The organism is Fictibacillus sp. S7, from assembly GCF_004127935.1.
GTDB lineage: Bacteria > Bacillota > Bacilli > Bacillales > Fictibacillaceae > Fictibacillus_C > Fictibacillus_C enclensis.
In genome coordinates this window covers 1,993,086-2,016,375 of record NZ_QJKL01000001.1, presented here as the reverse complement: position 1 = coordinate 2,016,375, position 23,290 = coordinate 1,993,086, and the positions used below count along the sequence as shown (strand labels likewise).

Genomic DNA, 23,290 nt, shown 5'->3' with positions numbered 1-23,290 from the left:
AATCGGCTAATTTATTTATTTCTTTGTACTTGACGTAATTAAATATAATAATTATACTAACTTATATAAAGTAATTAAAATTAAAAATTGTTGGAGGGAATACACCATCATGGCAAAGGACTTTTTGAAATCTGTTGAAGATCGACGCACGTATTATGGAATCAGTAAAGAAACAGTGGCTTCCGATGAAAGAATTCAGGAGATTGTGGAGCATGCAGTAAAGCATACGCCTTCTTCATTTAACTCTCAAAGTGCACGTGTTGTTGTGCTATTGGGTGAAAATCATGACAAGCTATGGACCATTACGAAAGAAACACTGCGCAAAATGGTGCCTGCAGACAAATTTGCTCCAACCGAGGATAAAATGAATGCTTTTGGCAGCGGATATGGTACGGTATTGTTCTTCGAAGACCAAAAAGTGATTGAAGGACTTCAGGAATCATTTGCAGCCTATGCGGACAACTTCCCAATCTGGTCTCATCATTCTTCAGGGATGCTTCAATTGGTTATCTGGACTGCTCTTGAAAACGAAGGCCTTGGGGCTTCACTTCAGCACTACAATCCACTTATCGATGAAGAGGTTAAACGGGAATGGAATGTGCCTGAAAGCTGGAACCTTATTGCACAAATGCCGTTTGGCAAACCTGCTGCAGTACCAGGAGAAAAAGAATTCCAACCGCTTGAAGACCGCGTGAAAATCTATAAATAATTAAAAAGAGACCCTAAAAAGGTCTCTTTTTTGTGCAATGAAGTATTAAAGAAAAATATCTGCCAGCCTCTCATACGATTTCTTTCGTTCTTCAAAGGAATATAGATTGGTCAGTACCATAAATTCATTCGTTTGATAACGTTCAGCCAGGCTTTCCAGCTGGCGTTTTACCGTTTGGGATGAGCCAATTACCATTCGCTTTCTATTGATCTTGATTTTTTCCCGGTCGGCTTGTGAAAAGGAATAGGCATGCGCTTCCTCCAGGCTCGGTATTCTGCTGTCGAGCCCTTTTTCCACACGAAGAAGCCATAAATCCTGGCTTAATGCGAGCTCTGCCGCATGTTCATCACTCTCCCCGCAAATAACAAAGATGGCCGTGATCCCTGCCGGTTGTTTAAGAAGTGGGGAAGGAGCGAAGTTTGAATAGTACGCTTTGTATGCCTCCTGTCCACGGTCAGGGTGGATAAAATGCCCGAAAACATATCCAATTCCGAGTGAAGCTGCCTGCAGTGCGCTGTTTTCTCCGAGACCGAGCTCCCAAACCGGGGGAGGTGAAGGAACAGACGGGGATGCCTTTATTCCGTAATACGGATGATCAGAAGGAAGAGATCCTGATAAATAGTAAGTTAGGTCCAGAAGCTGACGGGGATATTGCGTCATGCTTTTTTTGATGCTGTCCGTCAGAGCCAGCCTCGTTTTCATCGTTCCTCCAGGTGAACGCCCCACGCCGAGGTCAATTCGCCCGGGATACAATGCTTCAAGCTGCAAAAAGGTTTCTGCCACTTTAAAAGGGCTGTATTGTGGAAGCAGCACTCCGCCCGAACCCACCCGGATGGTTCTTGTCCGGGCCGCGATATGTGCCATCATAATCTCAGGAGCTGTACTTGCCAGCCCTTTTGTACTGTGATGTTCAGCAAACCAGTAGCGCTTGTAGCCCCATTGTTCGGCAAGCTTTGCGAGCTCTGCACTTTGAAGCAGGGTCTCAGATGCGGTTTGCCCTTTAGGAATAGGAACTTGATCAAGTATGCTTAAGTGCATGAAGAATATGCCTCCAAGTATCGTCTTTTGTAGTCAGTCAAAAGGCTGCTTTCAATCGATCTGATTCCACTTATGAACCTGACGATCATGTATAAGAGGTTCGATGTTGGTCCGATAGGCTTTGTAATGAGCGGTATCCATATGGCGGTCGATGGACTCCTGGTCGCTCCAAAGTTCGTACAGCATAAACGTTTGTGGGTCAGCCTGTTCTTGATGCAGGTTATAGTGAAGACATCCTTCTTCATTTCTGGAATACTTCATGACTTCGAGCAAAACATCCTGTGTTTGTTGTTCTTTTCCAGATTTGGCTTTCAATGTAGCTAAAACAGCAATGGCACTCATTATATTTATTCCTCCCGTTTTTGGTTGTTTAAGCTACTATACCGGACACGAATTAAAAAGTCATTTGATTTGCCCATGAAAAAGCCAGTCTCTAAAAGGTTAGAGACTGGCCTTAATTATTATTCTGCTGAAACGTGGAGAGTAACCGCAATATTTCCGCGAGTCGCTTTAGAGTATGGGCAAACCTGGTGAGCCTGTTCGATCAGTTTCTCTGCTTCCTCCTGGCTTGTTCCGTTCACTTTGGCATGTAAAGCTACGGCAAGGCCAAAGCCCCCATCTGTATCTTTTCCGATACTGACTTCTGCTGTCACGCTGGATTCAATCCGCTTTCTTGCCTGACGGGCTACAAGCTGAAGGGCACTGTCGAAGCATGCGGCATAACCGGCTGCGAATAATTGTTCTGGATTGGTTGCACCTGCTTCTTCTTTTCCGCCAAGAGATTTTGGCATGGACAATGAAAAGTCGATGGTGCTGTCACTGGATTTAACTTTACCCTGTCGTCCACCGTTTGCTGTTGCTTTTGCTGTATATAATGCATCTAACATAAAAGATCTCTCCTTTTTATCATTTGTGTTGTGCACAATTTAATTGCTTGGTGCTAATCTATCACACGTTTTACTGATTGTCAAAAATTAAATTTTTCGAAATTTAATTTGACGCATTTTTTTTTGTCATTTATAGTGTAGTAAGGAATTGGAAAGGGAAAAGAGGAGTTAGAAATGGAACAGGACCCATTAAAATTGGAAAATCAAATCTGCTTTATGGTTTATGCTGCAGCAAGGGAGATAACCAAACAGTATCGTCCGCTTCTGGAGAAACTCGATGTAACCTATCCGCAGTATCTGGTTTTGCTGGTGCTTTGGGAACAGAGGGAAGTGTCGGTCAAAGAACTGGGAAAGAAATTGTTCCTTGATTCGGGTACGCTGACACCGATGCTGAAGCGTATGGAGTCTCATGAGCTGATTCTTCGGCAGCGTTCAAAACAGGATGAGCGGAGTGTAATGGTCTCTCTAACCGAAAAGGGGGAAGCCCTGCAGGAGGAGGCGGCATGCATACCAGGTGCCTTGCTCGAAAATATGAATCTTGATGACCAAGAGCTTTTCCAATTAAAGAAATCACTCGGAAAAATACTCAATAGCATACAGGAAGACTAAAAACCTCATTCCATCTTGAATGAGGTTTTTTTAATCCAAAAATACATTTGTAAATTTGCGGTGTCTGGTGCGTTCACGAAAACTGCTCGGCGATTCACCAGTATACCGTCTGAATACCTTGCTAAAGTAATTCGAGGTATCAAATCCGCTTTGGCGCGAGATTTCCTTTACCGGGATGGTGGAATTCGACAGCCAGGCCATCGCCTGTTCGATTCTTTTCTTTGTAACGTACTGCATGGGTGTCGTCTGGAGGTGGGATTGAAACAGTTGGATAAAGTAAAACTTAGACAAGCCGGCCACAGCAGCCAATTCCTCCAGATGAAGCGGCGAGCTCATATTTTGATGGATATGTGTAATGGCCCGCTGCAGGCTTTCCGGCATGGGGACGGTATCCTCGGTATACCCCTGGCCAAAACGGTGCAATGCCATGATAAACTCATAGGCGCGGCTTGAGGCCATATAGGCATCCTTGATTTCTTTGTTGGCAGCTTCCTGGTTGATTTGATGAAGAAGCTGGATCACGCGGGAAGAGTAGGGGATCTTCTGGACGGGTCCCCTTTTTTCCGTGAATGCCTCCCAGCACATTTTGGTGCTTTCGCCCACTAGAGTGATGAACATGAATTCCCATTCACTGCTCTCATCAGGCAGCAAATATTCGTGGTCACTTGGAACATCCACAAGGAACGCGTCTCCCGGTAACAGCGAATAGGTTGTTTCATTCACCCTGATCCTTCCCTCCCCCTTTGTTGTGTATTGAAAGATAAATGTGTTATCACCATCATTCCGTGTATTCCCATTCCACCGATAGACGGAAGAGGTTTGGAGCTCCCATCCTGCATACCACCGGTCGGCAGGCATGGAAATATCCTTTTTGCGGTATTGAAATACGCTATTGCCGTATGGCTTCTCTAACACCTGGTTCAGCAATTTATTACCCTCCAAAAACAGTATTTTACCATTGATAATAGAATGTAAGCGATTTAATATTGGGTATAACAAATATTCTTACAAATATCTTTGGAAAAACGATAACAATAAATTGCATGTTGGAGGAGAGCGTAATGAAAAAGATTACCTTTATCGGAGCGGGAAGCACCATTTTTGCTAAAAATGTATTGGGAGACTGCATGCTGTCACCTGCGCTGCAAAGTTTTGAATTTGCGCTGTTTGATATTGACCCTAAACGTCTCAGCGAATCAGAGGCGATGCTGAACCAGCTTAAAAAGAACCTGAAATCTGACGTTATAATTAAGTCGTATACGGAGAGAATTCCCGCTTTATCAGGTGCTTCCTATGTCATTAACGCAATTCAGGTGGGTGGCTAAAAACCAAGCACAGTGATTGATTTTGAAATCCCGAAAAAATATGGCCTGGAGCAAACGATCGCAGACACCATTGGGATCGGCGGGATATTCCGTGCCTTGAGGACAATCCCGGTTATGCTTGATCTTGCAAAAGACATGGAAAATGTATGCCCTGACGCCTGGCTTCTGAACTATACCAATCCGATGGCTTCCCTTACAGGTGTTGTTTTACGCTATACATCCATAAAGGCTGTAGGGCTATGCCACAGTGTGCAGGTATGTACAAGAGACTTACTGGAATCGCTGGATCTTCCGGCAGATGGCATAGAAGAGCGCATTGCGGGGATTAACCACATGGCTTGGCTTTTGGAGATCAAGCGCAACGGAGAAGACCTCTATCCGGAAATCAAGCGCCGTGCAAAAGAAAAGCAAAAAGAAAAGCACAATGACATGGTGCGCTTTGAGCTCATGGATAAATTCGGCTACTATGTAACGGAGTCTTCAGAACATAATGCGGAGTACCACCCTTACTTTATTAAAAGAAATTACCCTGAACTGATAGAAAAATTCAATATCCCGCTGGATGAATATCCAAGACGATGTGAGCAGCAGATCGCAGACTGGGAAAAAATGCGCGACAGCATCGTGGATAATGAACAGCTGACCCATGTGCGTTCACATGAATATGGATCAAGGATCATCGAAGCAATAGAAACGAATCAGCCGTTTGTGTTTGGCGGAAATGTGCTGAATGAAGGAAACTTAATCTCCAATCTTCCGTCAAAAGCGGTCGTAGAAGTTCCATGTGTCGCCGACCGGAACGGAATCAAACCATGCTATATGGGTGAGCTTCCTGAACAGCTGGCCGCCCTTAACCGTACGAACATCAACACGCAGCTGCTGACGATCGAAGCAGCAGTCACAGGAAGCCGAGATAATCTGTACCAGGCAGCATTTTTGGATCCTCATACCGCTGCAGAGCTTTCACTGGATGACATCGTTGCGCTATGTGACGATCTCATTCAAGCTCACGGTGACTGGATTCCGGATTTTCCTAAGGAAGAGGCAGAAGCCATTAATTCATAATCCGTAAAAAATTTAAAATGGGATTAAAAGCTCATAGCAGTGCAGAGTAAAACGGGTGAAAATCTTCCACTCGTTTTTCACCTGATCGATTTTTTAACAATCGGTGCCCTCTTTTATGTGACGTCTTTTCTTTACTTCATTGGTGGGGTTATCCTTTGGACGAATCAGATCTTGAAGATGGATTAAACACATGAATCAAAAAGCTGTATAAACAACGAAAGGAACGAACCGATATAAACGGTTTCGTTCCTTTTTGTGTGTTAAAACTCATTTCCCAATCGTTTGAACTCCTCATCAATTTGCTTAAGGTCAATTCGTTCAAACAGCGGGGATACTTCGGAAACCACAATATCTTTCGGAGTAACCATCTCCCAGGATGTACCGTCGAGCTTGAGCGTCTCACGTACTTTTTGACTGGAAAAAGGCAAAAAGGGTTCCAGGAGCTGAGCGAGATTGGCAATGATAACGACACAGGTGGCGAGTGTACCGTTGACCCTGCTTTGATCTTTATCTTTGATTTGCTTCCAGGGCTGCTGCTCATCAAAGTATTTATTGGCAGAACGGATGTAGGAAAAAATCTCGTCCAGTCCTTCTCTAATGCGGGACTCTTCGATGAGGGAGCCAATTCTATCATAGAGAGGAGGCAGCCCGTCTCTTGCAATGTTGGCGATTTCTCCATCGGGAACCTGTCCATTGAACGACTTTTCGATAAACTTCAAGGTTCGGTTAACGAAATTTCCGTAGGCTCCAAGCAGCTCGCTGTTGTGGCTGTAAATAAACTCACGCCATGAAAAATCTGTGTCACGATTCTCTGGTGCATTGATTGTCAGAAAGTAACGAATGGAATCGGGATGATAGCGTTCTAATAGATCAGGAACCCAAACCGCCCAGTTCTTGCTTGTGGACAGCTTCTTCTTTTCCAATGTCAAATATTCATTGGAAACAATATGGCGGGGAAGGGCAGGATTCCCGATTCCATGGAGGATCGCCGGCCAGATAATGGTGTGAAAGGGAATGTTGTCTTTGCCGTGGACATAATAGGTTACGGTATCCTCCTGCCAGAACGGAGAATCATCTTTCCCTGTTAATTGCGCCCATAGCTTACTGGCAGAGTAATATCCCGATACAGCTTCAATCCATACATAGACTTTCTTCTTTTCATAGCCTTCAATCGGAACAGAAACACCTACGGAAAGGTCACGCGAGACGGCCCGGTCGATCAGCCCTTCCCGCAAATAACGTTTGGTCAGCTGAATGGCATTAGTCCGCCAGGTGTGCTTCTTTTCCGCTTCTTCCACATCGTTTTCCAGTACCTGCTGAAAGGAGCGAAGAGCAAAGTATAAATGCTCGGTCCGCTTGAAGACGGGTGGCTTGCCGCAAAGCTTGCACGTTCTGTCAAGGAGGTCTGAAGGATCAAGAATCGTCGAGCAATTGTCACATTGGTCTCCCCGTGCATGGCTTCCGCAAACCGGACAGGTGCCTTCAACATAACGGTCAGGAAGAAATTGTTCGTAGGTTTCGCAATACGCCTGTTCGATTTCTTTTGGATAAATGTACCCTCTCTTATAGAGAGAAAGAAAGATTTCCTGAACGATTTTGTGATGATGAGGATGATCTGTGCGGGTATAACAGTCATACGAGAAACCAAGCGCGTTAAAGTTATTTTCAAACTCCGTGTGATAGCGGTCCGCCACTTCCTCAGGCGTTATGCCTTCCTGTCTCGCCCTGATCGTGATAGGTGTTCCGTTGCAGTCGCTGCCTGAGACATACAGCACCTTTTCACTCTTTAACCGGTAATAGCGCGCCAATATATCTCCGGGCAGCAAGCTTGCAATGTGCCCGGTGTGAAGAGATCCATTCGCATAGGGCCACGCTCCTCCAATAAAAATAGCCATCAGTATTCCTCCTCATTGTTGAGCCCGGTCTCTACTACCCTTTCCCGAAACTCCTTTTATTCATACTAAACAACAGAAAAACCCCGCCCATATCTAAAAAAACAGATAAGGACGGGGCCGGTCTGCCCGTGGTACCACCTTTATTCATGAGAGGCTTGCGCCTGTCATCTCAGCAAGTACGGAGTGAGTAAAAAGAACACTCTTATACTGTGGTTTTGATAACAAGTGCCACCACTCGCTGCTCCCTACTCACAAGGTTCTGAATTCAGGACAGAGCTCTGAGACCATGTTCGAATCTTCATTAGTGCTTCTTTTCAGCTGCCGAAGCTCTCTGTGTAAAAATGGTGAGATTCTACTCTTTCTCATCATCGCCTTTTCAATAAAGGAATTGTTTCCTTATTATAGCAGGTTATTCTCTTTCAGTGAAAGCCTTTGTATATTCGGGTAAAAGAAGTACTTTTATATTTTTGAAAAGTACTTTCCCCTGATTGCTCAATATCCAAAACTTGTAAAAATAGCTCATTGTGTCTATTGCCTGGTTCTATTTTCACAGCGTACAATTAAGCTGTCTGAAAATTTAAAAAGAATAGGGGAAAAAAGAGATGATGAGAAAGAAAATGATCTGGTCCGCTGCAGCAGCCCTCGTAATTACATTGGGAGTGCCTGTCTGCCAGCAAGGAAGTCCCATGGCTCAAAGTTCAATGGTTAAAGCACAAGAAATCAATGCGAAAGCAAGAGCAGATGCCTATTTAAAAGAACAAGCGGGCGCATTAAAGCTTCCTCAGGATCTTTCCGGTCTTTCTTATGTCAATACTGTGCAGACAGAGGCGGGGAGCTACGTGAGATACCAGCAAACGGTCAATGGGTACCAAGTATTCGGCAGACAGCTCGCAGTAACAGTGGATCCTTCAGGAGAAATTTCTCTTGTGGTCTCGGACTATATTCCCTACACATCAGTAGAGCGGGTGGAGGACAAGCTTTCCAAAGGGCAGGCAGAGTCCAAAGCTCATAAGTTGATAGGAGACAAAGGAGAGGGAGATTGGGGAACGACAAAGAATACGTTTGGGTATGTGATCCAAAATAGAAAGGCCATACCAGCATACAAGGTTATTGTGCATGCAAAAAAACCTTTTGGCGCATGGGAAACCATCGTTCACGCAGGAACAGGGAAATTGTTGAAAAAGAAAGACTTAAACCAAAAAGCGATAGGATCGGGACAAGTATTTTATCCGAACCCCGTAGAGTCAAGCGGAAGTGCCTCCAATCTTGCAGATAATAACGATGCCGATTCCCCGGAATTAACCGCACAGCTTAAACCGGTGGCGCTGCAGGGACTTGATGGATCAGGTACACTTACAGGTGATTTTGTTAATGTTTATTCCAAAGCAAAAACAAATAACAAAAGCAATGTTTTCCGTTATACCCGTTCCGATGACCGGTTTGAAGATGTAATGGCCTACTATCATATCGACCGCCTGCAGCGTTACATTCAGTTGCTCGGCTTTACAAACATCAATAACCGCTCCATAACAGCCAATGTGAATACATATAAAGGAGATAACTCTTTTTACAGCCCGACCAAAAAGGATCTGACCTTTGGATCAGGCGGTGTGGATGATGCGGAGGACGCAGGGGTTATTGCCCATGAATATGGTCATTCCATACAGGATAACCAGGTTCCGGGGTTTGGAGATTCCATTGAAGGAGGCTCCATGGGTGAAGGCTTTGGGGATTATCTCGGTGCTGTTTATGAAGACGCACTTTCCGGAAAATCCTTTGGCAGAGCTTGTGTAGCCGAGTGGGATGCGACCTCGTATTCCGCAGGCGATCCCCCTTGCCTGCGCAGGCTCGATGAAAACAAAGTGTACCCGAACGATGCGATAGGTGAAGTTCATGCCGACGGGGAAATCTGGTCTCAGCCTCTTTATGAATTGGCAAATGCAATGGGACGGGATGCTGCCACTAAAATCATTTTGCAGTCTCATTGGTCGCTGACTCCAAATGCATCCTTCAATGACGGTGCACGTGCCATTAAACAGGCAGACAAGCTCCTTAACCGCGGGAAAAATGGAACGTTGATTGATCGGATCTTCAATGCCCGGGGATTATCTACAAAATAATGAATGCATCAAAAAAAAGAGCCGCCGGCTCTTTTTTTGATTAAAGATGTGTTGGAGTGTCGCGGATGACGCCGTGCTCGGCCTCTAAGCTTCCGTTACTTGCAACTGCGCCGATAAGCGCGGTCAAAACCAAAAATGTTCCCAAAAGAATTTTTGCTTTTTTCATCGTAAATACCCCATTTCTTCGATTTTGGTTTTAGCGCGGAACGCCTGGTAAAAATAAGTACTGGCTTTTTCAAATTGTTTTTCATGATGAAGAAGGGTAGCAAGAGATTCTGTATAGTCCTGCACAAAACCCCAAAGCTGTTTTTCTTCAAAGTATTTCAAATGCTCAATAACAATCTGTTCAATTTCCCTGAAAGGAAGATCAGAGTACTGGGCATTTAAAATTTGCAGGTGATGGAGATACTCTTCATTTTGAACGCTACTGCACACATCCATGCCTTGATGAAGATAATAAAATCCATTTTCCTTATCATTCATCTTGAAGTATTCACGTGCAAGCAGAAAGGAAAGCTTGTGAGGGATAAACTTTTTACTGTATAGTTCGCCCAGATGCCGGATGGCGATATCGGATAAATTTTGTTCAGAATAAAGAAATCCCAGGTTATAGCGAATAAAGTTGAGCAATTCTTCGCTTTTAAATTTTTCTGCGATATCCAGTGAATCTAAAAAATGCTCTTCTGCCTGTTCATATTGTTTGAGGCTGAGGCTGCACAAGCCCAGGATGTTTTCACAATCAGCGCATCTTAAATCATTCTTTGAAACTTCTTCGAACGTCTCCCTGGCCATTTTTGCATAACTGATGGCAAGCAAAAATTTGCGGGTATGGTAGAAGGCGGCAGCCGCTTTATAATAGAATTCGGCTACTTCAATTTTATCCTCCACACAGCCTAAAAAACGCTCGGCGATCTGATAACTGGAAACAGCATCCACGTGCCGGTTCATGCTGGATGCAAACATGCCGTTAAAAAAGTGATAATAAAATGCCATTTCAGGGGAAAGTTGTCCTTCAAGCAGTTCCAGTTGCTTCAAAAGGACTTCGGTGTCGTCATACCTTTTATGGATGAGTGTATACCGCGTCTCCAGCAGAGAGTGCCATAGCAGTTCCTGATGATCCAATTCGGCAGGATCAAGCAGTTCCTGTATCTCAATATTTAATTCCTCGACAACTGCCAGATTCCGATCCCTCATACTTACATTCCATCGACTGAGCAATTCAATGACTTCAGACGCCTTTTCTGTTTGTAATATCATGATAACTCCCCTTAAGAAGGTTATATAAAAATAGTAGCATATAATGGAAAAAGTAAAATTGGGAAAGTGAACCGGAAAATATTATAATAAGTGAGGGGTTTTTGATCTCATTTTCCCAAGTTTTTATAAAATTTCGATTTATTTGTTTGGCACATGGTGTTTATGATTGTTGCTGCCGTGGTATGTAGCTATGAGGAAGGTGTAAGTAATGTATAAGTTTTTAGTGGCCATACCGCTTCTTCTGTTGGGGATATGGCTTGGATACGAAGGTCAGGATAAGGCGGAAACCTCCGAAAAAAAGGAAACGGCAAAGGATTCTCAGTCCATCCACACGCTGTCCAGTGTAATTGTTTCTACCGATCAATTACATAATACGGACCAAAGGATTTTGTTTGAGCAAGTCATTTCAACGGATCAGCTTTTTCAGAAGCAGCCGGTAAAAAGACCTGAAGTTAACCGGAAACTGACTGAAAACGTAAAGGTTGCAAAGGCTGAACCTAAATCAGCAGAATCAAAGCCAGAAAAAAAGGAGCAAAAAAATACTGGTAAAGAGAAACTAAAAGGTAAAAAACAGCTTGCTGGGAAGGTAAAAAAGGATAACGGTAAACACAAAGGTAAGCAAAAAGGTAAGCAAAAAAAACAAATCAAAAATATAAAAGAAAAAGAATCTCCACTGCCTGATAAGCACCCGTCAAAAGTAAAGCCGGAAAAAGCGGAAAAGAAACCGAAGAAACCGGAACCCCTGCAAAAGGCAAATCCAAAGGATAAACCGGCTGTCGAGAAGCAGCCGGATCCGGCAGGAGATGAAGAAGCAAATGATCCTGGTGATGAAAACGGGTCGCTGCCAGCAAGCGAAAATAATGGAAATGATCAGCAGGATGACTCAAATCCAACAGCCATGGAAAAACAGGATACTGAATAAACAAAAAAGCCTTTATTAAAGAAAAGGCTTTTTTAATTCCAAAAAAATCAGCTGTTTATTGAATGATTGGAGGCACTCTATATGTATATATTTACCGGAACTGAAATTAAACAAATCGATCAAGTTGCCCAAAAAAGCGGGCTTGATGTTTTCGCATTAATGGAAACCGCCGGGAGAGCCTTGTTTGAGGAAATGAAGAAGCACATCGGCAAAACAGACAGGATCCTGATCATGTCAGGGAAAGGAAACAATGGCGGTGACGGAATTGTGCTGGCCAGGTATTTGCAGCAGAATGGCTATTTATGTGAATTGGTTTTTCCTGCAGGAAAAACCAAAAGTGAAACCGCACTGAAGCATTTTGCCCACTATACCTCTTGCGGACTTAAAGTATCGGAGATTGAGGGGACATACGATGTTATTGTTGATGCCATTCTAGGGGCAGGAGCGACTCCTCCTTTACAAGGTGAAATACAAAAGGTGATCCGCTGGGCCAACGAACAGCATGCGCTTAAAATTGCAGTTGATCTTCCAACGGGTGTATCGGCAGATGAAGGAGGAGCCGACGAAGCGTTTCAGGCTCATTATACGTACTGCCTCCATGGCTATAAGCCTTCCGCTTTTTTGGAAGGCAGCACGGATTTTTATGGAGAGAAAAAGGTCCTTTCCATTGGCTTGCCTCAAGAATCGAAATGGCGGGTATGGACGGAAGAACAAATGAAACAGACCTTTCAAAAAAGAGAGCAGGGTGCTCATAAAGGAACGTTCGGGACTGGCCTGCTGCTTGCGGGTTCAGATGAAATGCCGGGAAGTGCTCTTCTTGCAGGCATTGGCGCATTGAGGAGCGGGATAGGAAAACTGATGATAGGGACAAGCCGGTTTGTGGCAGGTATTCTGGCAGGCCGTATTCCGGAAGCCATGTACGCGCACGACGGGCTTAAAAAAGTAGTGGACGGTCAGGTGCCAAAAGGAATGAAAGCATGTGCCATTGGGCCTGGGCTTCCAGATCAAAAAGCCATCGAAGGGGCATTACAGGTTTTGTTTCAAACCGATCTTCCCCTGATTATTGATGCAGGAGCACTTGGAGAACGCCAATATCCGAGCAGGAAAGCTGATATTATCTTGACTCCTCATCCCGGAGAATTCAGTAAAATGACAGGAGTTCCGGTACCTGAAATTCAAAAAAACCGTCTGCATTTTGCCCTAAAGTATGCACAGGATCAAGGAGTTATTACCGTATTAAAAGGAAGAAATACCGTCATTGCCTTTCCGGATGGAGATCTATTTGTCAATGAAACTGGAAATGCGGGTCTTGCCAAGGGAGGCACCGGCGATACATTAACGGGTATGCTGCTTGCTTTTGTCTCTTCGGAAAAAGACATCAAATCGGCCGTGGCAAATGCTGTTTATTTTCATGGCTGCTGTGCTGACCTCTGGGACAAAACAAAAGCACAGCGCGGATTATTGGCCAGTGATGTAAGTGAACTGCTTCCCGAAGTCATGAAGAATTTTGAATAACCAGAGCAAGAGAAAAAGAGGTTTTAAACAGGGGGTAAATGGATAACTATTGATTATGTATGTTTTGTCAGATTAAGTCGAAAAATATCGGAGGAGGAGAAGAAGGGTAACGGAAATTACTAAGGAGGAAATTATGTCTGACCAAGGACCATTCAAAAAATCGATATCATTGTTAGATCTTATACTCATTGGACTAGGAGCTATTTTCGGATCAGCCTGGCTGTTTGCTGTAAGTAATGTGGCATCAAAAGCTGGACCGATCGGCAGTTTCTCATGGATTATCGGCGGCGTTATCGTTCTCCTCATCGGGTTTGTTTATGCCGAACTCGGCGCGGCTCTCCCGCGAACTGGAGGTATCTTAAGATATCCTGTTTATTCTCATGGACCGCTGGTAGGCTATTTGATTTCTTTTATCACCATTGTAGCCTACACAAGTTTAATATCAATTGAGGTTACAGCAGTACGACAATATGTTGCCTATTGGTTCCCGGGCCTGACAAAGTCAGGATCGGATTCCCCCACAATCGCAGGGTGGCTGCTGCAGTTTGCTCTGCTATGCTTATTCTTTCTTTTAAATTATTGGAGCGTTAAAGCTTTTACCAAATCCAATATTATTATTTCGATCTTTAAATATTTTGTTCCGCTTACCATTATTACCGTGCTAGCGTTCCATTTTAAATCAGGGAACTTTTCGGTAGAAGGTTTTGCACCATTCGGTTTTCAGGGAGTTCAAGGAGCCATATCAACGGGCGGTGTGATGTTTGCCTATCTTGGTCTTCATCCCATCGTTTCAGTGGCTGGAGAGGTGAAAAATCCACAGCGGAATATTCCAATCGCGCTGATCGTATGTATTGTGCTCGCGGCCATCATCTATACACTTCTCCAGGTTTTGTTTATTGGAGCGATTCCAACCGATATTCTTTCAAACGGATGGCCCAAAATTGCACAAGAGTTTTCGCTTCCCTTCAAAGATATTGCAGTTGCACTTGGATTGGGCTGGCTTGCCACCATTGTCGTGCTGGACGCCATTATCTCTCCAGGTGGGAACGGAAATATTTTTATGAATACCACATCCCGCCTTGTGTACGCCTGGAGCAGGACGGGGACGCTCTTTAATGTCTTCTCAAGAGTAAATGAAAAGACAGGGATTCCACGGCCATCATTGTGGCTGTCTTTCGGAATGGCGGTTTTTTGGACGCTTCCGTTTCCATCCTGGAATGCGCTGGTTAACGTATGTTCCGTTGCATTGATCCTTTCTTATGCGATTGCTCCGATTTCTTCGGCAGCCTTCCGCATTAACGCCAAACATCTTCATAAGCCTTTTACGTTAAAGGGAATGAATATTATTGCACCTTTATCGTTTATCTTTGCCACGTATATCGTTTACTGGTCGGGCTGGAAGACGATTTCGTGGCTCATTGGCTCGCAGCTCCTCATGTTTATTATTTATTTGTTACTCTCCAAATATGTTCCGAAAAAGGATGTCAGCCTTGCTCAGCAAATTAAGTCATCCTGGTGGCTCATTGTCTACTACGTAATGATGTTGCTAATCTCTTACATCGGATCGTTTGGAGGCGGCAAAGGAATATTGAGCAATCCATGGGATTTGATTATTATCGCCGTCGGTGCGCTAGCCATTTATTTCTGGGCGAAGCATTCAGGTCTTCCGAATGCTATCATTGATAATGATGACGAAGATCTTGCGGGGGATGAGAATCCAGAGTTAAAAGGACCTACGGTATAGAGGTATAGAGCTATGTAAAGAACGGAATAGTCTTCTCTGACTATGGGGAGGCTCTTTATCCATTTAAAGCTTTTAAAGTTGACAAGTGTGTCGTAAAGAATTATATTTTTGGTTGCAAATGCAGATAGGAATACTGGAGGGAATATACATGACATCACGAGAGTTTACATATGTGCTAAATGAACGGCATTCCGTTAGAAAATATGATCCTGAAGCAGAACTGACAAAAGAGGAGATCACAGAATTACTAGAGGATGCGGCAAAGGCTCCATCATCATGGAACCTGCAGCATTGGAAGTTTCTTGTGATTCATGACCAGAAAGCCAAGGAACAATTATTGCCGATTGCCTACAATCAGCAGCAGGTGGTAGAGGCAGCGGCTGTTGTCGTAGTTTTGGGTGACCTTGAGGCAGACCAAAATGCTGACAGGGTCTACCAGGGGGCAGTAGATGAAGGTTACATGTCAGAGGAAGTAAAATCGACTCTTGTGAGCCAGATTAAAGACGCTTATGCTACAAAACCTGATATGGCAAAGGATGAAGCCATTCGTAATGCTTCTCTTGCATCTATGCAGCTTATGCTGGCAGCGAAAGCCAGAGAACTTGATACTTGTGCGATGGGCGGATTTAACGCCGAGGAGCTCGTCAAATCATTTGATATCCCTGAAAGGTATCATCCTGTCATGTTGATTTCCGTTGGAAAAGCGGTAAAGCCTGCTCATCAGACGGCACGCTTTCCCATTCAGGAAGCCATCGTCTGGAATAAATTTTAATACGTGAGCCATAAAAAACAACTTTCCTATGGAAAGTTGTTTTTTATATATACTTTTATATATATAATTACTTGACGTAAATTAGTTATTTATTTAAACTAGCTAACATTAAGTAATTTAGTAAGACAAATATTAATTAGTTGGAGGTTATTTGAAACGATGAGAGGGAAGGATGCAGGAGCATTTATTTTAAGAATTTTTATCGGGATTGCTTTTTTAATTCACGGAGCTTTAAAATTTCAGGGGGGAATTGGAAATACAGCAGGCTGGTTTGAAAGTATCGGTTTACCTGGCCTTTTAGCCTATGTCGTTGCGGTTATTGAGCTGGCAGGTGGGTTCTTAATGATTCTGGGATTGGGAACCCGGTTGGTCGCCTTTTTGTTTGCCGTGGTACTGATCGGTGCGATCCTCACGGTAAAAGCACAAGCGGGCTTTACCGGAGACGGCAAGTCAGCCGGATATGAACTTGATTTAACCTATTTGGTCATCTCTGTATTTTTGTTGTTGAATGGCAGCCGTTTGTTGTCAGTAGGTGCCTTATTCCGAAAAAATAAAACCGTTCATTACCAATAAAAAAAGTACCAGCTGGATAAAAGCTGGTACTTTTCTACGTTCATTCGCCGTTTGTTACAGGAACAGCGTTAAAATATTCTTCGAGTGTTTCATGCTTGGCTACAATCTTTTTGGAAACGGATGTTCCGACGTAACGTATATGCCAAGGTTCGTACTTATAGCCTGTGACGTTTTCCTTGCCTTCGGGATACCGGATAATAAAGCCGAAATCAGGAGCATTCTTTGCCAGCCACTTTGCTTCTGAGGTGCCCCCGAAACAATCCTGTGCAGGGCATTTGCCCCCATCGCCAGCTACATCAATGGCTAATCCGGTTTCGTGCTCACTGGTGCCGGGCAATGCGCTGTATGAGCGGGCTTTTTCGTAGCCATCCCGTTTGACATAGTTGTTAAAAAGAGCCGTTTGGGTGGCATGTGAACGGTAGGCGGATACGCCGGTAAGGTTAATCCCGTCTTTTTTTGCAGCCGCAAACATGTTTTCAAGAGCCGTTGCAGCTTCTTTGCGCATCATTCGTTTTTCAATTTTCTCACTGAAAATAAAAGGAACATCTGGATACACAAGGTCTGCCGGCTTATAGTCTTCCGGAAGCTTCGAACGCTTGTTTACAAGAACCGGGATGCTTTCAGGGTGCGCAACAACAGAAACACTTTCGTCATTCTTGGCTGGAGGCTTTGGCTTTTTGTGATCCTGAGTCGGTTCGCTTGGATCGTTCTTCTTTTGCTCTTGTCCGTCCTTTGGTTCAGGATCCTGGCTTACTTTTCCTCCATTATTTTTTGAATCATCGCTTGGCTTGTTTTGATCTGCACTTTTCTGATCTTCATTTGTTTTGGACTGATCCTTATCTTTTTGTGTTTCTTTTGCATGGTCTTCAGTATGATGAGATGTGCTTTCTTTTTGGGAAGGCTCATCATTTGAGCAGCCTGTAAAAAGAACTAAACTCAAGGCTAAAGATATGCCAGACACCAATTTCACTTTCATATGTAAAACTTCCTTTCAGATGACGTTCAAAAAAATACTTTACCATCATTTAAGATGAATGAAAAGAGGAATTTGACCTTATTATAACTTAAATTCCCACAAGACCCACGGATGAAACCGAACGTTATATGAACTTCTGATGATTCAATGAACCCATTCGTTAAACTTCCATAAAATAAATCATTAAAATGATTAATTTTTATGTTTATCCCCAGTATAGAGAGGGAATAGAGTTAGAAACTTGTTAAGGAGGGATGGACAAATGGAAATCAATCAAGTTGAGCAGCCCGTTTCGAAGCAAATAACGCAGTCCGTTCCTAAGCAGCCGTTATTAAGGGCAGCGGGGACATTGGAAAAACCGGATGAAAACAGAAAACCAGAGTATGAATTGACCTTTCTAAACCCAAATTGATCTTTCAGGAGACTATGCCAAGGTTGAATTAAAAGGTCTGAACTCAAGTTTCACAGGAGTTCAGGCCTTTTATTATGGGTTAAAAAAGATATTCCAGCAGAGAGCACTCCGTGTTATCCTGAATATGGAAGAAAGTCCAAAAGGGGGATGGCGATGGAGTTCCAGGAGGTTATTACGACCGAAGAGCAATTTGAAGAGCTGCAAGCCCAATGTGGCAGCCCCAGTATCCGCGCAGCCAATAAAGTCATTGAACGGTTGGATGCAAACTGTGTACATTTTATTTCAAAGTCTTCATTTCTTTCATTGGCCACTTATGGTGCGGATGGGCGTTGTGATGTTTCACCCCGTGGGGATCAGCCAGGCTTTGTAACCGTATTGAATGAACACTACTTGTTCATTCCTGAGCGCAAAGGAAATAATCGGTTGGATTCAGCAAAAAATATTATAACCAATCCTGCAGTCGGATTGCTGTTCATGATTCCGGGCATGGGAGAAACCTTGCGAATTAATGGCAAAGCGATGTTATGCCGTGATCCCAAACTGTTGGAGCAACACGCGGTTAACGGAAATCCTCCGCTTTTCGGTGTGGTTGTAAAAGCAGAGGAATGTTTTATTCATTGCGCCAAGGCTTTTATCCGTTCGGGAATCTGGAATCCGCAAACGTGGCTTTCCAGGGAAGAACTCCCTTCTGCAGCCGCGATCATGGCAGCCCACATGAATATACCGGCCATGGGTGAGGAGCAAGTGGCTAAAGGATTGGAAGTGAGCTATCAAACCCGTCTATATTAAAAAAGAATGCCCTTTGGCATTCTTTTTTAATTGGCTATTTTTTAGGATGAATAACGTTTGAAGGCATGATTCCAGCCCTTGTTTGGTAATGGAAGTAACATAGTAGCTGTACTTGTCGGCTTCCTCATCGGTAAAGGTATTTGGATCATTTTCTTTTAAAAATTTTTTTGATTTTACAAAAATAAAGGAAAATCCTAGAGTGCGGGAGAAGAAAAGTAGAACGTATTCAGAAACGGGGAGGCGGTCCATGTGACGCTTAATGAAGAAATCAGAAATGAAGTGCTGGAAACGGTAAGTAACTTAACGGACGACCAATTAAATGAGCCGGAAGAAAAGGGAAGATGGTCCATTATGCAGACTCTCCACCATCTCTACCTCATGGAACGGTCAGTGGCCATCATTGTCTCCAACCGTCTGAAAAGCAAAATAACAGCTCCTGCCGAGAGGAAGCCGATTGACAGGACGGTGGATCGCAGTGTGAAAGTAAGCGCGCCAGTTTTTGTGGTTCCCACGAAAAAGTACATGACGCTGGAAAAAATGAAAAATAAATTGGAAGAATCGAGAAACGAGCTGAATAAGGTAGCTGCCAGCGCAAATCAGGAAGAGCTGAAACAAAAATCTTATCCGCATCCTGTTTTCGGACCGATGCCGTTGGAGCAATGGATTCCATTTGTCGGATATCACGAAAAAAGGCACTTGGAGCAAATAAAGGAAATCAGGGACAAGGTGGTGGCCAGAACATAAAAGAACCTAATATAAAACTAAGTTGACTTATCGGGATACCTACCTTAAAATGATACACAACAAAAACACAATATGAAAAGCTGATCAGAAAACTGAAGGCACTTCTTTGCGATGCAGGGCAGTGTCTCTTTTACTGTGCTCTGCGGAGTTGCAAAAAAAGGATTTCAGCAACTAGCTCCAGGCTTTTCTCAACTTTGGAGGAGTTTTCGATATGTCATTTAGCTTTGTAAGCCATCTTGTATGTCCAAAATGCTCTAAAACCTATGATCACAATAAGCTTCACCAGCTTTGTACCTGTGGATCGCCGCTTCTTGTGGATTATGACCTGGAGAGATTGAAAGAGGAAGACGTCATTATTGATCAAGCACGCAATGATCTTTGGCGTTATCACAAGCTGTTGCCGGTTACGAGTGAGGAACATGTTGTTTCTCTCGGTGAAGGAATGACTCCTTTATTGCCGATGCCCGAACTGGGCGCAGAATTGGGAATCGAATCGTTATTTATGAAAGACGAAGGTCTCATACCTACGGGTTCATTCAAAGCAAGAGGAGCAGCGGTAGGTGTTTCAAAAGCAAAAGAACTGGGAGTGGCCCAGCTCGCTATGCCCACCAATGGGAATGCGGGAGCCGCATGGTCGCTTTATTGCGCGAGAGCAGGAATTAAACCAACGATTGTAATGCCTGTCGATGCACCTGTCATCACCCGGAAAGAAACGGCAATTTCCGGAGCTGAGCTTTACCTTGTGAACGGCCTGATCAGTGATGCGGGAAAAATGGTTGCCAATCTGGTAAAAGAAGAGGGACTCTACGATGCTTCGACATTAAAGGAACCATACCGGATCGAGGGCAAGAAAACGATGGGGTATGAAATTCTTGAGCAGTCCGGAAGCAAAACGCCAGACGTCATCCTGTATCCTACCGGCGGTGGTGTTGGTCTTATTGGTATTTACAAAGCATTAAAGGAATTTAAGGAACTTGGTCTTTTTAAAGGAAACCAGTTCCCGCGCCTTGTAGCCGTTCAGGCAGAGGGATGTGCTCCCATTGTGAAAGCTTGGGAGGAGCATAAAAATGAATCTGAATTCTGGGAGGACTCCAAAACAGCAGCGTTCGGAATTAATGTACCGAAAGCCATTGGAGACTTCTTAGTTCTTGAAGCCATTTATGAAACTGAAGGATGTGCGGTAGCCGTTTCAGAAGAAGAAATTCAACAAGCGTTGGGCCATGCGGCTGAACTGGAAGGAACTTTCATTTGCCCGGAAGGAGCAGCTACATTTGCTGCAGCCAAAAAATTAAGAGACAAAGGATGGATTCAGCCAGGGGAGCGCGTACTTTGCCTGAATACCGGCCAGGGGATCAAATACCCGGATACTGTGGAAGTTGATCCGCTTGTACTCCAGCCGGGCGAGGATCTTCAAAGAAACAAAGAGAACGTTAAATAATAAAAAATAAAATAAAATAACGGTTTAATGTTCTTATGAAGAGAGGGGGAGGGAATGGCCCGGTGAAGCCTCGGCAGCGGACTCGTTTAGAGTACTGTGCCAATTCCACAAGCGTATTGCTTGAAAGATAAGAAGAGCCTCATACTTTGATATCCGCCTCTTCTTGCTTACTATTATGCAGGAAGAGGCTTTTCCATTTTGAACACCTGCTGATTGGTCAACCAAAGGCGCCATGTCAACATATGACATGCGTTTATTTTTTGTCCAAAAGGAGGAAAAACCATGGGAAATCAATTTCGTAAAGCAGTAGAAAGCAAAAGAAACCAGCTGATGACAAGCCTCATCGAAATGGGTGTGTACAAGAAAGAAGAACGGCATTTGTTTCAGTTGACCTTGACCGACCTGGAAGAAGAATACGGCAAAGCCGTCACCGATAAAAAAATACGGCAAGAAAAGGATGAATTAACCTATTGAAGATACGTGCTTTCTTCAATCCCCGTTTTTTGTTTGCAAGGCGTATTTATGTATTCATTTGATAGTGGACATACCAATGGGCGTTGTGGTGTACTAAGGTGAGCAGAAATATTGGAGGAAATGATAATGAACGAACATTTGGCCAATGAAATTCTATCTGATTTGCGAAATGGAAATCTCAGTGAATATATTGTGATAAAAGAGGAATTTCCTTTATTTCGTGATGTTCTTGTAAAGCAGGAGGACAAAAAGGCATTTAGAGGAATTATTGTTCCGGGCGGCGGGGGAGACATTAAATATTTTTACCAGCCAGGCTGGACAGCATAAAAAAATCGGCTCCTTTTTAAAGGAACCGATTTTTTTATTTTACGATGATGACAGGGCAGTCTGCCAATTGGGCAACACTGTGACTGACACTTCCGAGAAGTGCTTGTTTTATTAAGCCTTTTCCTGTGCTTCCGATGACGATTGCATCATAGCCATGCTCGTTTGCATAAGAAGCAATCACATGGCCGGGATCTCCCTGGAATGTGTGAGTTTCATAATGGATTCCCGATTCGGAAAGAAACTTCACTGCCGGAAGCAATAATTCCTTATCTTCTTCCTCAATCAGTTCATCAAGGTTTATGGTCATTACCGGCTCTTGCATGGGAAGGTTTTTATTCACATGAACGATGGTCACCCGTCCGGATTCGAATTTTTTTGCCAGTTCTGTTCCGTGCATCAGTGCACGGGCGGAAGAAGGTGAGCCATCAAAAGCGATTAGAATTTTATTGTACATAAGTATGACCTTCCTTTTTTATTAGTGAGATGCTGTATCAACGTGTGCTAAGTGTTTACGTCCAAATGCAACGACAAGCATGGCAAACAGGACAAAGATTGCTCCGGTTACAAAAGGAACATGAGGCGAATACGTTTCTGCCAATTTGTTTGCCAGCCATGGGCCGATGGCTCCTCCAATAAATCGGACAAAGCTGTACGCTGCTGAAGCGGTTGCCCGTTCAACAGGTGCTACCTGCATCACAGCTGTTGTAATTAATGTGTTATTTGTACCGAGGAACAAGCCGGCCACAATAACAGCAATGATTACCACAATGGCATGATCTGTCCAAATCCCCATGGAAAGCAGGGTCAAAGCAAACAATACAAGCATGGCACACATGGATTTAACAGTACCAAATCTAGCTTGAATCTTCGGTGCTACAAATACAGAAGTAATCGCAAGGCAAAGTCCCCATCCAAGGAAAACGTAACCTAAGCCGTGTTCATCCAAATTCATAACAAATGGAGAATAAGCCATCAAAGTGAAGAATCCGATATTATAGAGAAAAGCCGTAAGTCCTAGTCTGAACAACCCTGGATATTTTAAGGCTTTAATCGGATCAAGGATTGAACTTTTCACTTTTGGTTTCGGTACCTGAGGCATTTTAATCAGTAAAGCAAAAAAGGCGATGACCATCAAGACACTGACACCGTAGAAAGGTCCGCGCCAGGAAATGGAACCGAGTTCCCCTCCAAGAAGAGGCCCGACGGAAATTCCCAACCCAATCGCGGCTTCATAAAGAATGATGGCTTTTGCTGTTCCGCCGATGGATAACCCAACAATGGCTGACAGGGCGGTAGCAATAAACAGGGAGTTTCCAAGGCCCCAACCGCCACGGAATCCAACAATTTGAGAAATCGCGTTGGATGAACCTGCTAATGCTGAAAAGACAATAATAAGTAAAATACCCGTTAATAACGTCCATTTAACGCCAACCCGGCTGGAAACCACACCAGTAATCAGCATTGCAACACCGGTAATCAGGTTATAACTTGAAAATAACAACGAAACCTGGCTCGGAGTTGCGTTAAGCTGCTTGGCGATAGCAGGGAGAATCGGGTCGACCAATCCTAATCCCATAAACGAAATAATCGTGGCAAAAAAGATGACCCAGATGACCAGTGGCTGTTTGTCTGACTGATCCTGGATCTCAAGCGTTTCTTGACGCATGCTGTAAAACCCCTTTTTATCAAATTTAGTTAA

Annotated in this window: 24 protein-coding genes, 1 pseudogene, 1 riboswitch and 1 other annotated feature; of the genes and pseudogenes, 15 read left to right on the top strand and 10 right to left on the bottom strand. The window is 43.8% G+C overall.

The window, feature by feature from the left end; all coding sequences use genetic code 11:
* The first annotated feature begins 109 nt into the window (after positions 1–109).
* Complete coding sequence (locus DMO16_RS10315) at positions 110–709, top strand: nitroreductase family protein (RefSeq protein WP_129477271.1); 600 nt, start codon at positions 110–112, stop codon at positions 707–709.
* 45 nt (positions 710–754) lie between these two features.
* On the opposite strand, the gene DMO16_RS10310 is transcribed toward DMO16_RS10315, so the two are convergent.
* From DMO16_RS10310 to DMO16_RS10300, 3 genes are all read right to left on the bottom strand, one after another.
* The gene (locus DMO16_RS10310; protein WP_129477269.1) at positions 755–1,747 is read right to left on the bottom strand and encodes an LLM class flavin-dependent oxidoreductase; all 993 of its coding nucleotides are present in this window, start codon (positions 1,745–1,747) and stop codon (positions 755–757) included.
* A 51-nt stretch (positions 1,748–1,798) separates the two neighbouring features.
* A complete protein-coding gene (locus DMO16_RS10305) occupies positions 1,799–2,089 on the bottom strand; it encodes a putative quinol monooxygenase (protein ID WP_129477267.1) in 291 nt (96 codons plus the stop codon).
* Positions 2,090–2,208: 119 nt separating this feature from the next.
* A complete protein-coding gene (locus tag DMO16_RS10300; RefSeq protein WP_129477265.1) occupies positions 2,209–2,634 on the bottom strand; it encodes an organic hydroperoxide resistance protein in 426 nt (141 codons plus the stop codon).
* A 174-nt stretch (positions 2,635–2,808) separates the two neighbouring features.
* Here DMO16_RS10300 and DMO16_RS10295 point away from each other — a divergent pair, with 174 nt between their 5' ends.
* Positions 2,809–3,243, top strand: a complete 435-nt coding sequence (locus tag DMO16_RS10295; RefSeq protein ID WP_061967690.1) for a MarR family winged helix-turn-helix transcriptional regulator — start codon at positions 2,809–2,811, stop codon at positions 3,241–3,243.
* A gap of 30 nt (positions 3,244–3,273) precedes the next feature.
* On the opposite strand, the gene DMO16_RS10290 is transcribed toward DMO16_RS10295, so the two are convergent.
* Complete coding sequence (locus tag DMO16_RS10290; protein ID WP_129477263.1) at positions 3,274–4,170, bottom strand: AraC family transcriptional regulator; 897 nt, start codon at positions 4,168–4,170, stop codon at positions 3,274–3,276.
* Between the two features lie 134 nt (positions 4,171–4,304).
* Between DMO16_RS10290 and DMO16_RS10285 the strand changes: the two are divergent.
* Positions 4,305–5,633 (top strand): annotated as a pseudogene (locus tag DMO16_RS10285) (alpha-glucosidase/alpha-galactosidase).
* A 260-nt stretch (positions 5,634–5,893) separates the two neighbouring features.
* Here DMO16_RS10285 and metG read toward each other — a convergent pair.
* Positions 5,894–7,528: a methionine--tRNA ligase gene (gene metG / locus DMO16_RS10280; protein WP_129477261.1), complete on the bottom strand. Its 1,635-nt coding sequence runs from the start codon at positions 7,526–7,528 to the stop codon at positions 5,894–5,896.
* Between the two features lie 104 nt (positions 7,529–7,632).
* Positions 7,633–7,906 (bottom strand) — a binding site (T-box leader).
* Between the two features lie 224 nt (positions 7,907–8,130).
* Here metG and DMO16_RS10275 point away from each other — a divergent pair.
* Positions 8,131–9,648 (top strand): M36 family metallopeptidase, encoded by a 1,518-nt coding sequence (locus DMO16_RS10275; protein WP_425590028.1) that lies wholly within the window; start codon positions 8,131–8,133, stop codon positions 9,646–9,648.
* A gap of 40 nt (positions 9,649–9,688) precedes the next feature.
* Here DMO16_RS10275 and DMO16_RS25165 read toward each other — a convergent pair whose 3' ends face one another.
* Together DMO16_RS25165 and DMO16_RS10270 are read right to left on the bottom strand one after the other, a co-directional pair.
* A complete protein-coding gene (locus DMO16_RS25165) occupies positions 9,689–9,814 on the bottom strand; it encodes a hypothetical protein (protein ID WP_276203830.1) in 126 nt (41 codons plus the stop codon).
* Complete coding sequence (locus tag DMO16_RS10270) at positions 9,811–10,905, bottom strand: tetratricopeptide repeat protein (RefSeq protein WP_129477259.1); 1,095 nt, start codon at positions 10,903–10,905, stop codon at positions 9,811–9,813. The genes DMO16_RS25165 and DMO16_RS10270 overlap by 4 nt, the downstream gene beginning before the upstream one ends.
* Before the next feature lie 208 nt (positions 10,906–11,113).
* On the opposite strand from DMO16_RS10270, the gene DMO16_RS10265 reads away from it, so the two are divergent.
* From DMO16_RS10265 to DMO16_RS10245, 5 genes are all read left to right on the top strand, one after another.
* A complete protein-coding gene (locus DMO16_RS10265) occupies positions 11,114–11,827 on the top strand; it encodes a hypothetical protein (protein WP_129477257.1) in 714 nt (237 codons plus the stop codon).
* An 81-nt stretch (positions 11,828–11,908) separates the two neighbouring features.
* The gene (locus tag DMO16_RS10260; protein ID WP_129477255.1) at positions 11,909–13,342 is read left to right on the top strand and encodes an NAD(P)H-hydrate dehydratase; all 1,434 of its coding nucleotides are present in this window, start codon (positions 11,909–11,911) and stop codon (positions 13,340–13,342) included.
* A gap of 133 nt (positions 13,343–13,475) precedes the next feature.
* Positions 13,476–15,086, top strand: coding sequence for an APC family permease (locus DMO16_RS10255; protein ID WP_129477253.1), 1,611 nt, complete (start codon positions 13,476–13,478; stop codon positions 15,084–15,086).
* A gap of 148 nt (positions 15,087–15,234) precedes the next feature.
* The gene (locus DMO16_RS10250) at positions 15,235–15,858 is read left to right on the top strand and encodes a nitroreductase family protein (RefSeq protein ID WP_129477251.1); all 624 of its coding nucleotides are present in this window, start codon (positions 15,235–15,237) and stop codon (positions 15,856–15,858) included.
* A gap of 159 nt (positions 15,859–16,017) precedes the next feature.
* Positions 16,018–16,431 (top strand): DoxX family protein, encoded by a 414-nt coding sequence (locus DMO16_RS10245; protein ID WP_129477249.1) that lies wholly within the window; start codon positions 16,018–16,020, stop codon positions 16,429–16,431.
* A gap of 40 nt (positions 16,432–16,471) precedes the next feature.
* Here DMO16_RS10245 and DMO16_RS10240 read toward each other — a convergent pair whose 3' ends face one another.
* Complete coding sequence (locus DMO16_RS10240) at positions 16,472–17,407, bottom strand: M15 family metallopeptidase (protein ID WP_129477247.1); 936 nt, start codon at positions 17,405–17,407, stop codon at positions 16,472–16,474.
* A gap of 262 nt (positions 17,408–17,669) precedes the next feature.
* Here DMO16_RS10240 and DMO16_RS24250 point away from each other — a divergent pair, with 262 nt between their 5' ends.
* From DMO16_RS24250 to DMO16_RS10215, 6 genes are all read left to right on the top strand, one after another.
* Positions 17,670–17,819 carry a hypothetical protein gene (locus DMO16_RS24250; RefSeq protein WP_156412545.1) on the top strand — a complete coding sequence of 50 codons (150 nt, stop codon included), beginning with the start codon at positions 17,670–17,672 and terminating at the stop codon, positions 17,817–17,819.
* A gap of 153 nt (positions 17,820–17,972) precedes the next feature.
* Positions 17,973–18,608, top strand: a complete 636-nt coding sequence (locus DMO16_RS10235) for a pyridoxamine 5'-phosphate oxidase family protein (RefSeq protein ID WP_425590027.1) — start codon at positions 17,973–17,975, stop codon at positions 18,606–18,608.
* A 249-nt stretch (positions 18,609–18,857) separates the two neighbouring features.
* Positions 18,858–19,352 (top strand): DinB family protein, encoded by a 495-nt coding sequence (locus DMO16_RS10230; protein ID WP_061967722.1) that lies wholly within the window; start codon positions 18,858–18,860, stop codon positions 19,350–19,352.
* A 211-nt stretch (positions 19,353–19,563) separates the two neighbouring features.
* Positions 19,564–20,790, top strand: coding sequence for a threonine synthase (locus DMO16_RS10225; RefSeq protein WP_129477243.1), 1,227 nt, complete (start codon positions 19,564–19,566; stop codon positions 20,788–20,790).
* A gap of 30 nt (positions 20,791–20,820) precedes the next feature.
* Positions 20,821–20,924, top strand: a riboswitch (SAM riboswitch).
* Positions 20,925–21,072: 148 nt separating this feature from the next.
* The gene (locus DMO16_RS10220) at positions 21,073–21,264 is read left to right on the top strand and encodes a Fur-regulated basic protein FbpA (protein ID WP_061967728.1); all 192 of its coding nucleotides are present in this window, start codon (positions 21,073–21,075) and stop codon (positions 21,262–21,264) included.
* Positions 21,265–21,390: 126 nt separating this feature from the next.
* Positions 21,391–21,591, top strand: coding sequence for a hypothetical protein (locus tag DMO16_RS10215; protein ID WP_061967730.1), 201 nt, complete (start codon positions 21,391–21,393; stop codon positions 21,589–21,591).
* A 34-nt stretch (positions 21,592–21,625) separates the two neighbouring features.
* Here DMO16_RS10215 and DMO16_RS10210 read toward each other — a convergent pair whose 3' ends face one another.
* Both DMO16_RS10210 and DMO16_RS10205 read right to left on the bottom strand, forming a co-directional pair.
* Positions 21,626–22,045 carry a universal stress protein gene (locus DMO16_RS10210; protein WP_061967732.1) on the bottom strand — a complete coding sequence of 140 codons (420 nt, stop codon included), beginning with the start codon at positions 22,043–22,045 and terminating at the stop codon, positions 21,626–21,628.
* A 21-nt stretch (positions 22,046–22,066) separates the two neighbouring features.
* Positions 22,067–23,257, bottom strand: a complete 1,191-nt coding sequence (locus DMO16_RS10205; protein ID WP_129477241.1) for an MFS transporter — start codon at positions 23,255–23,257, stop codon at positions 22,067–22,069.
* Positions 23,258–23,290: the final 33 nt, after the last annotated feature.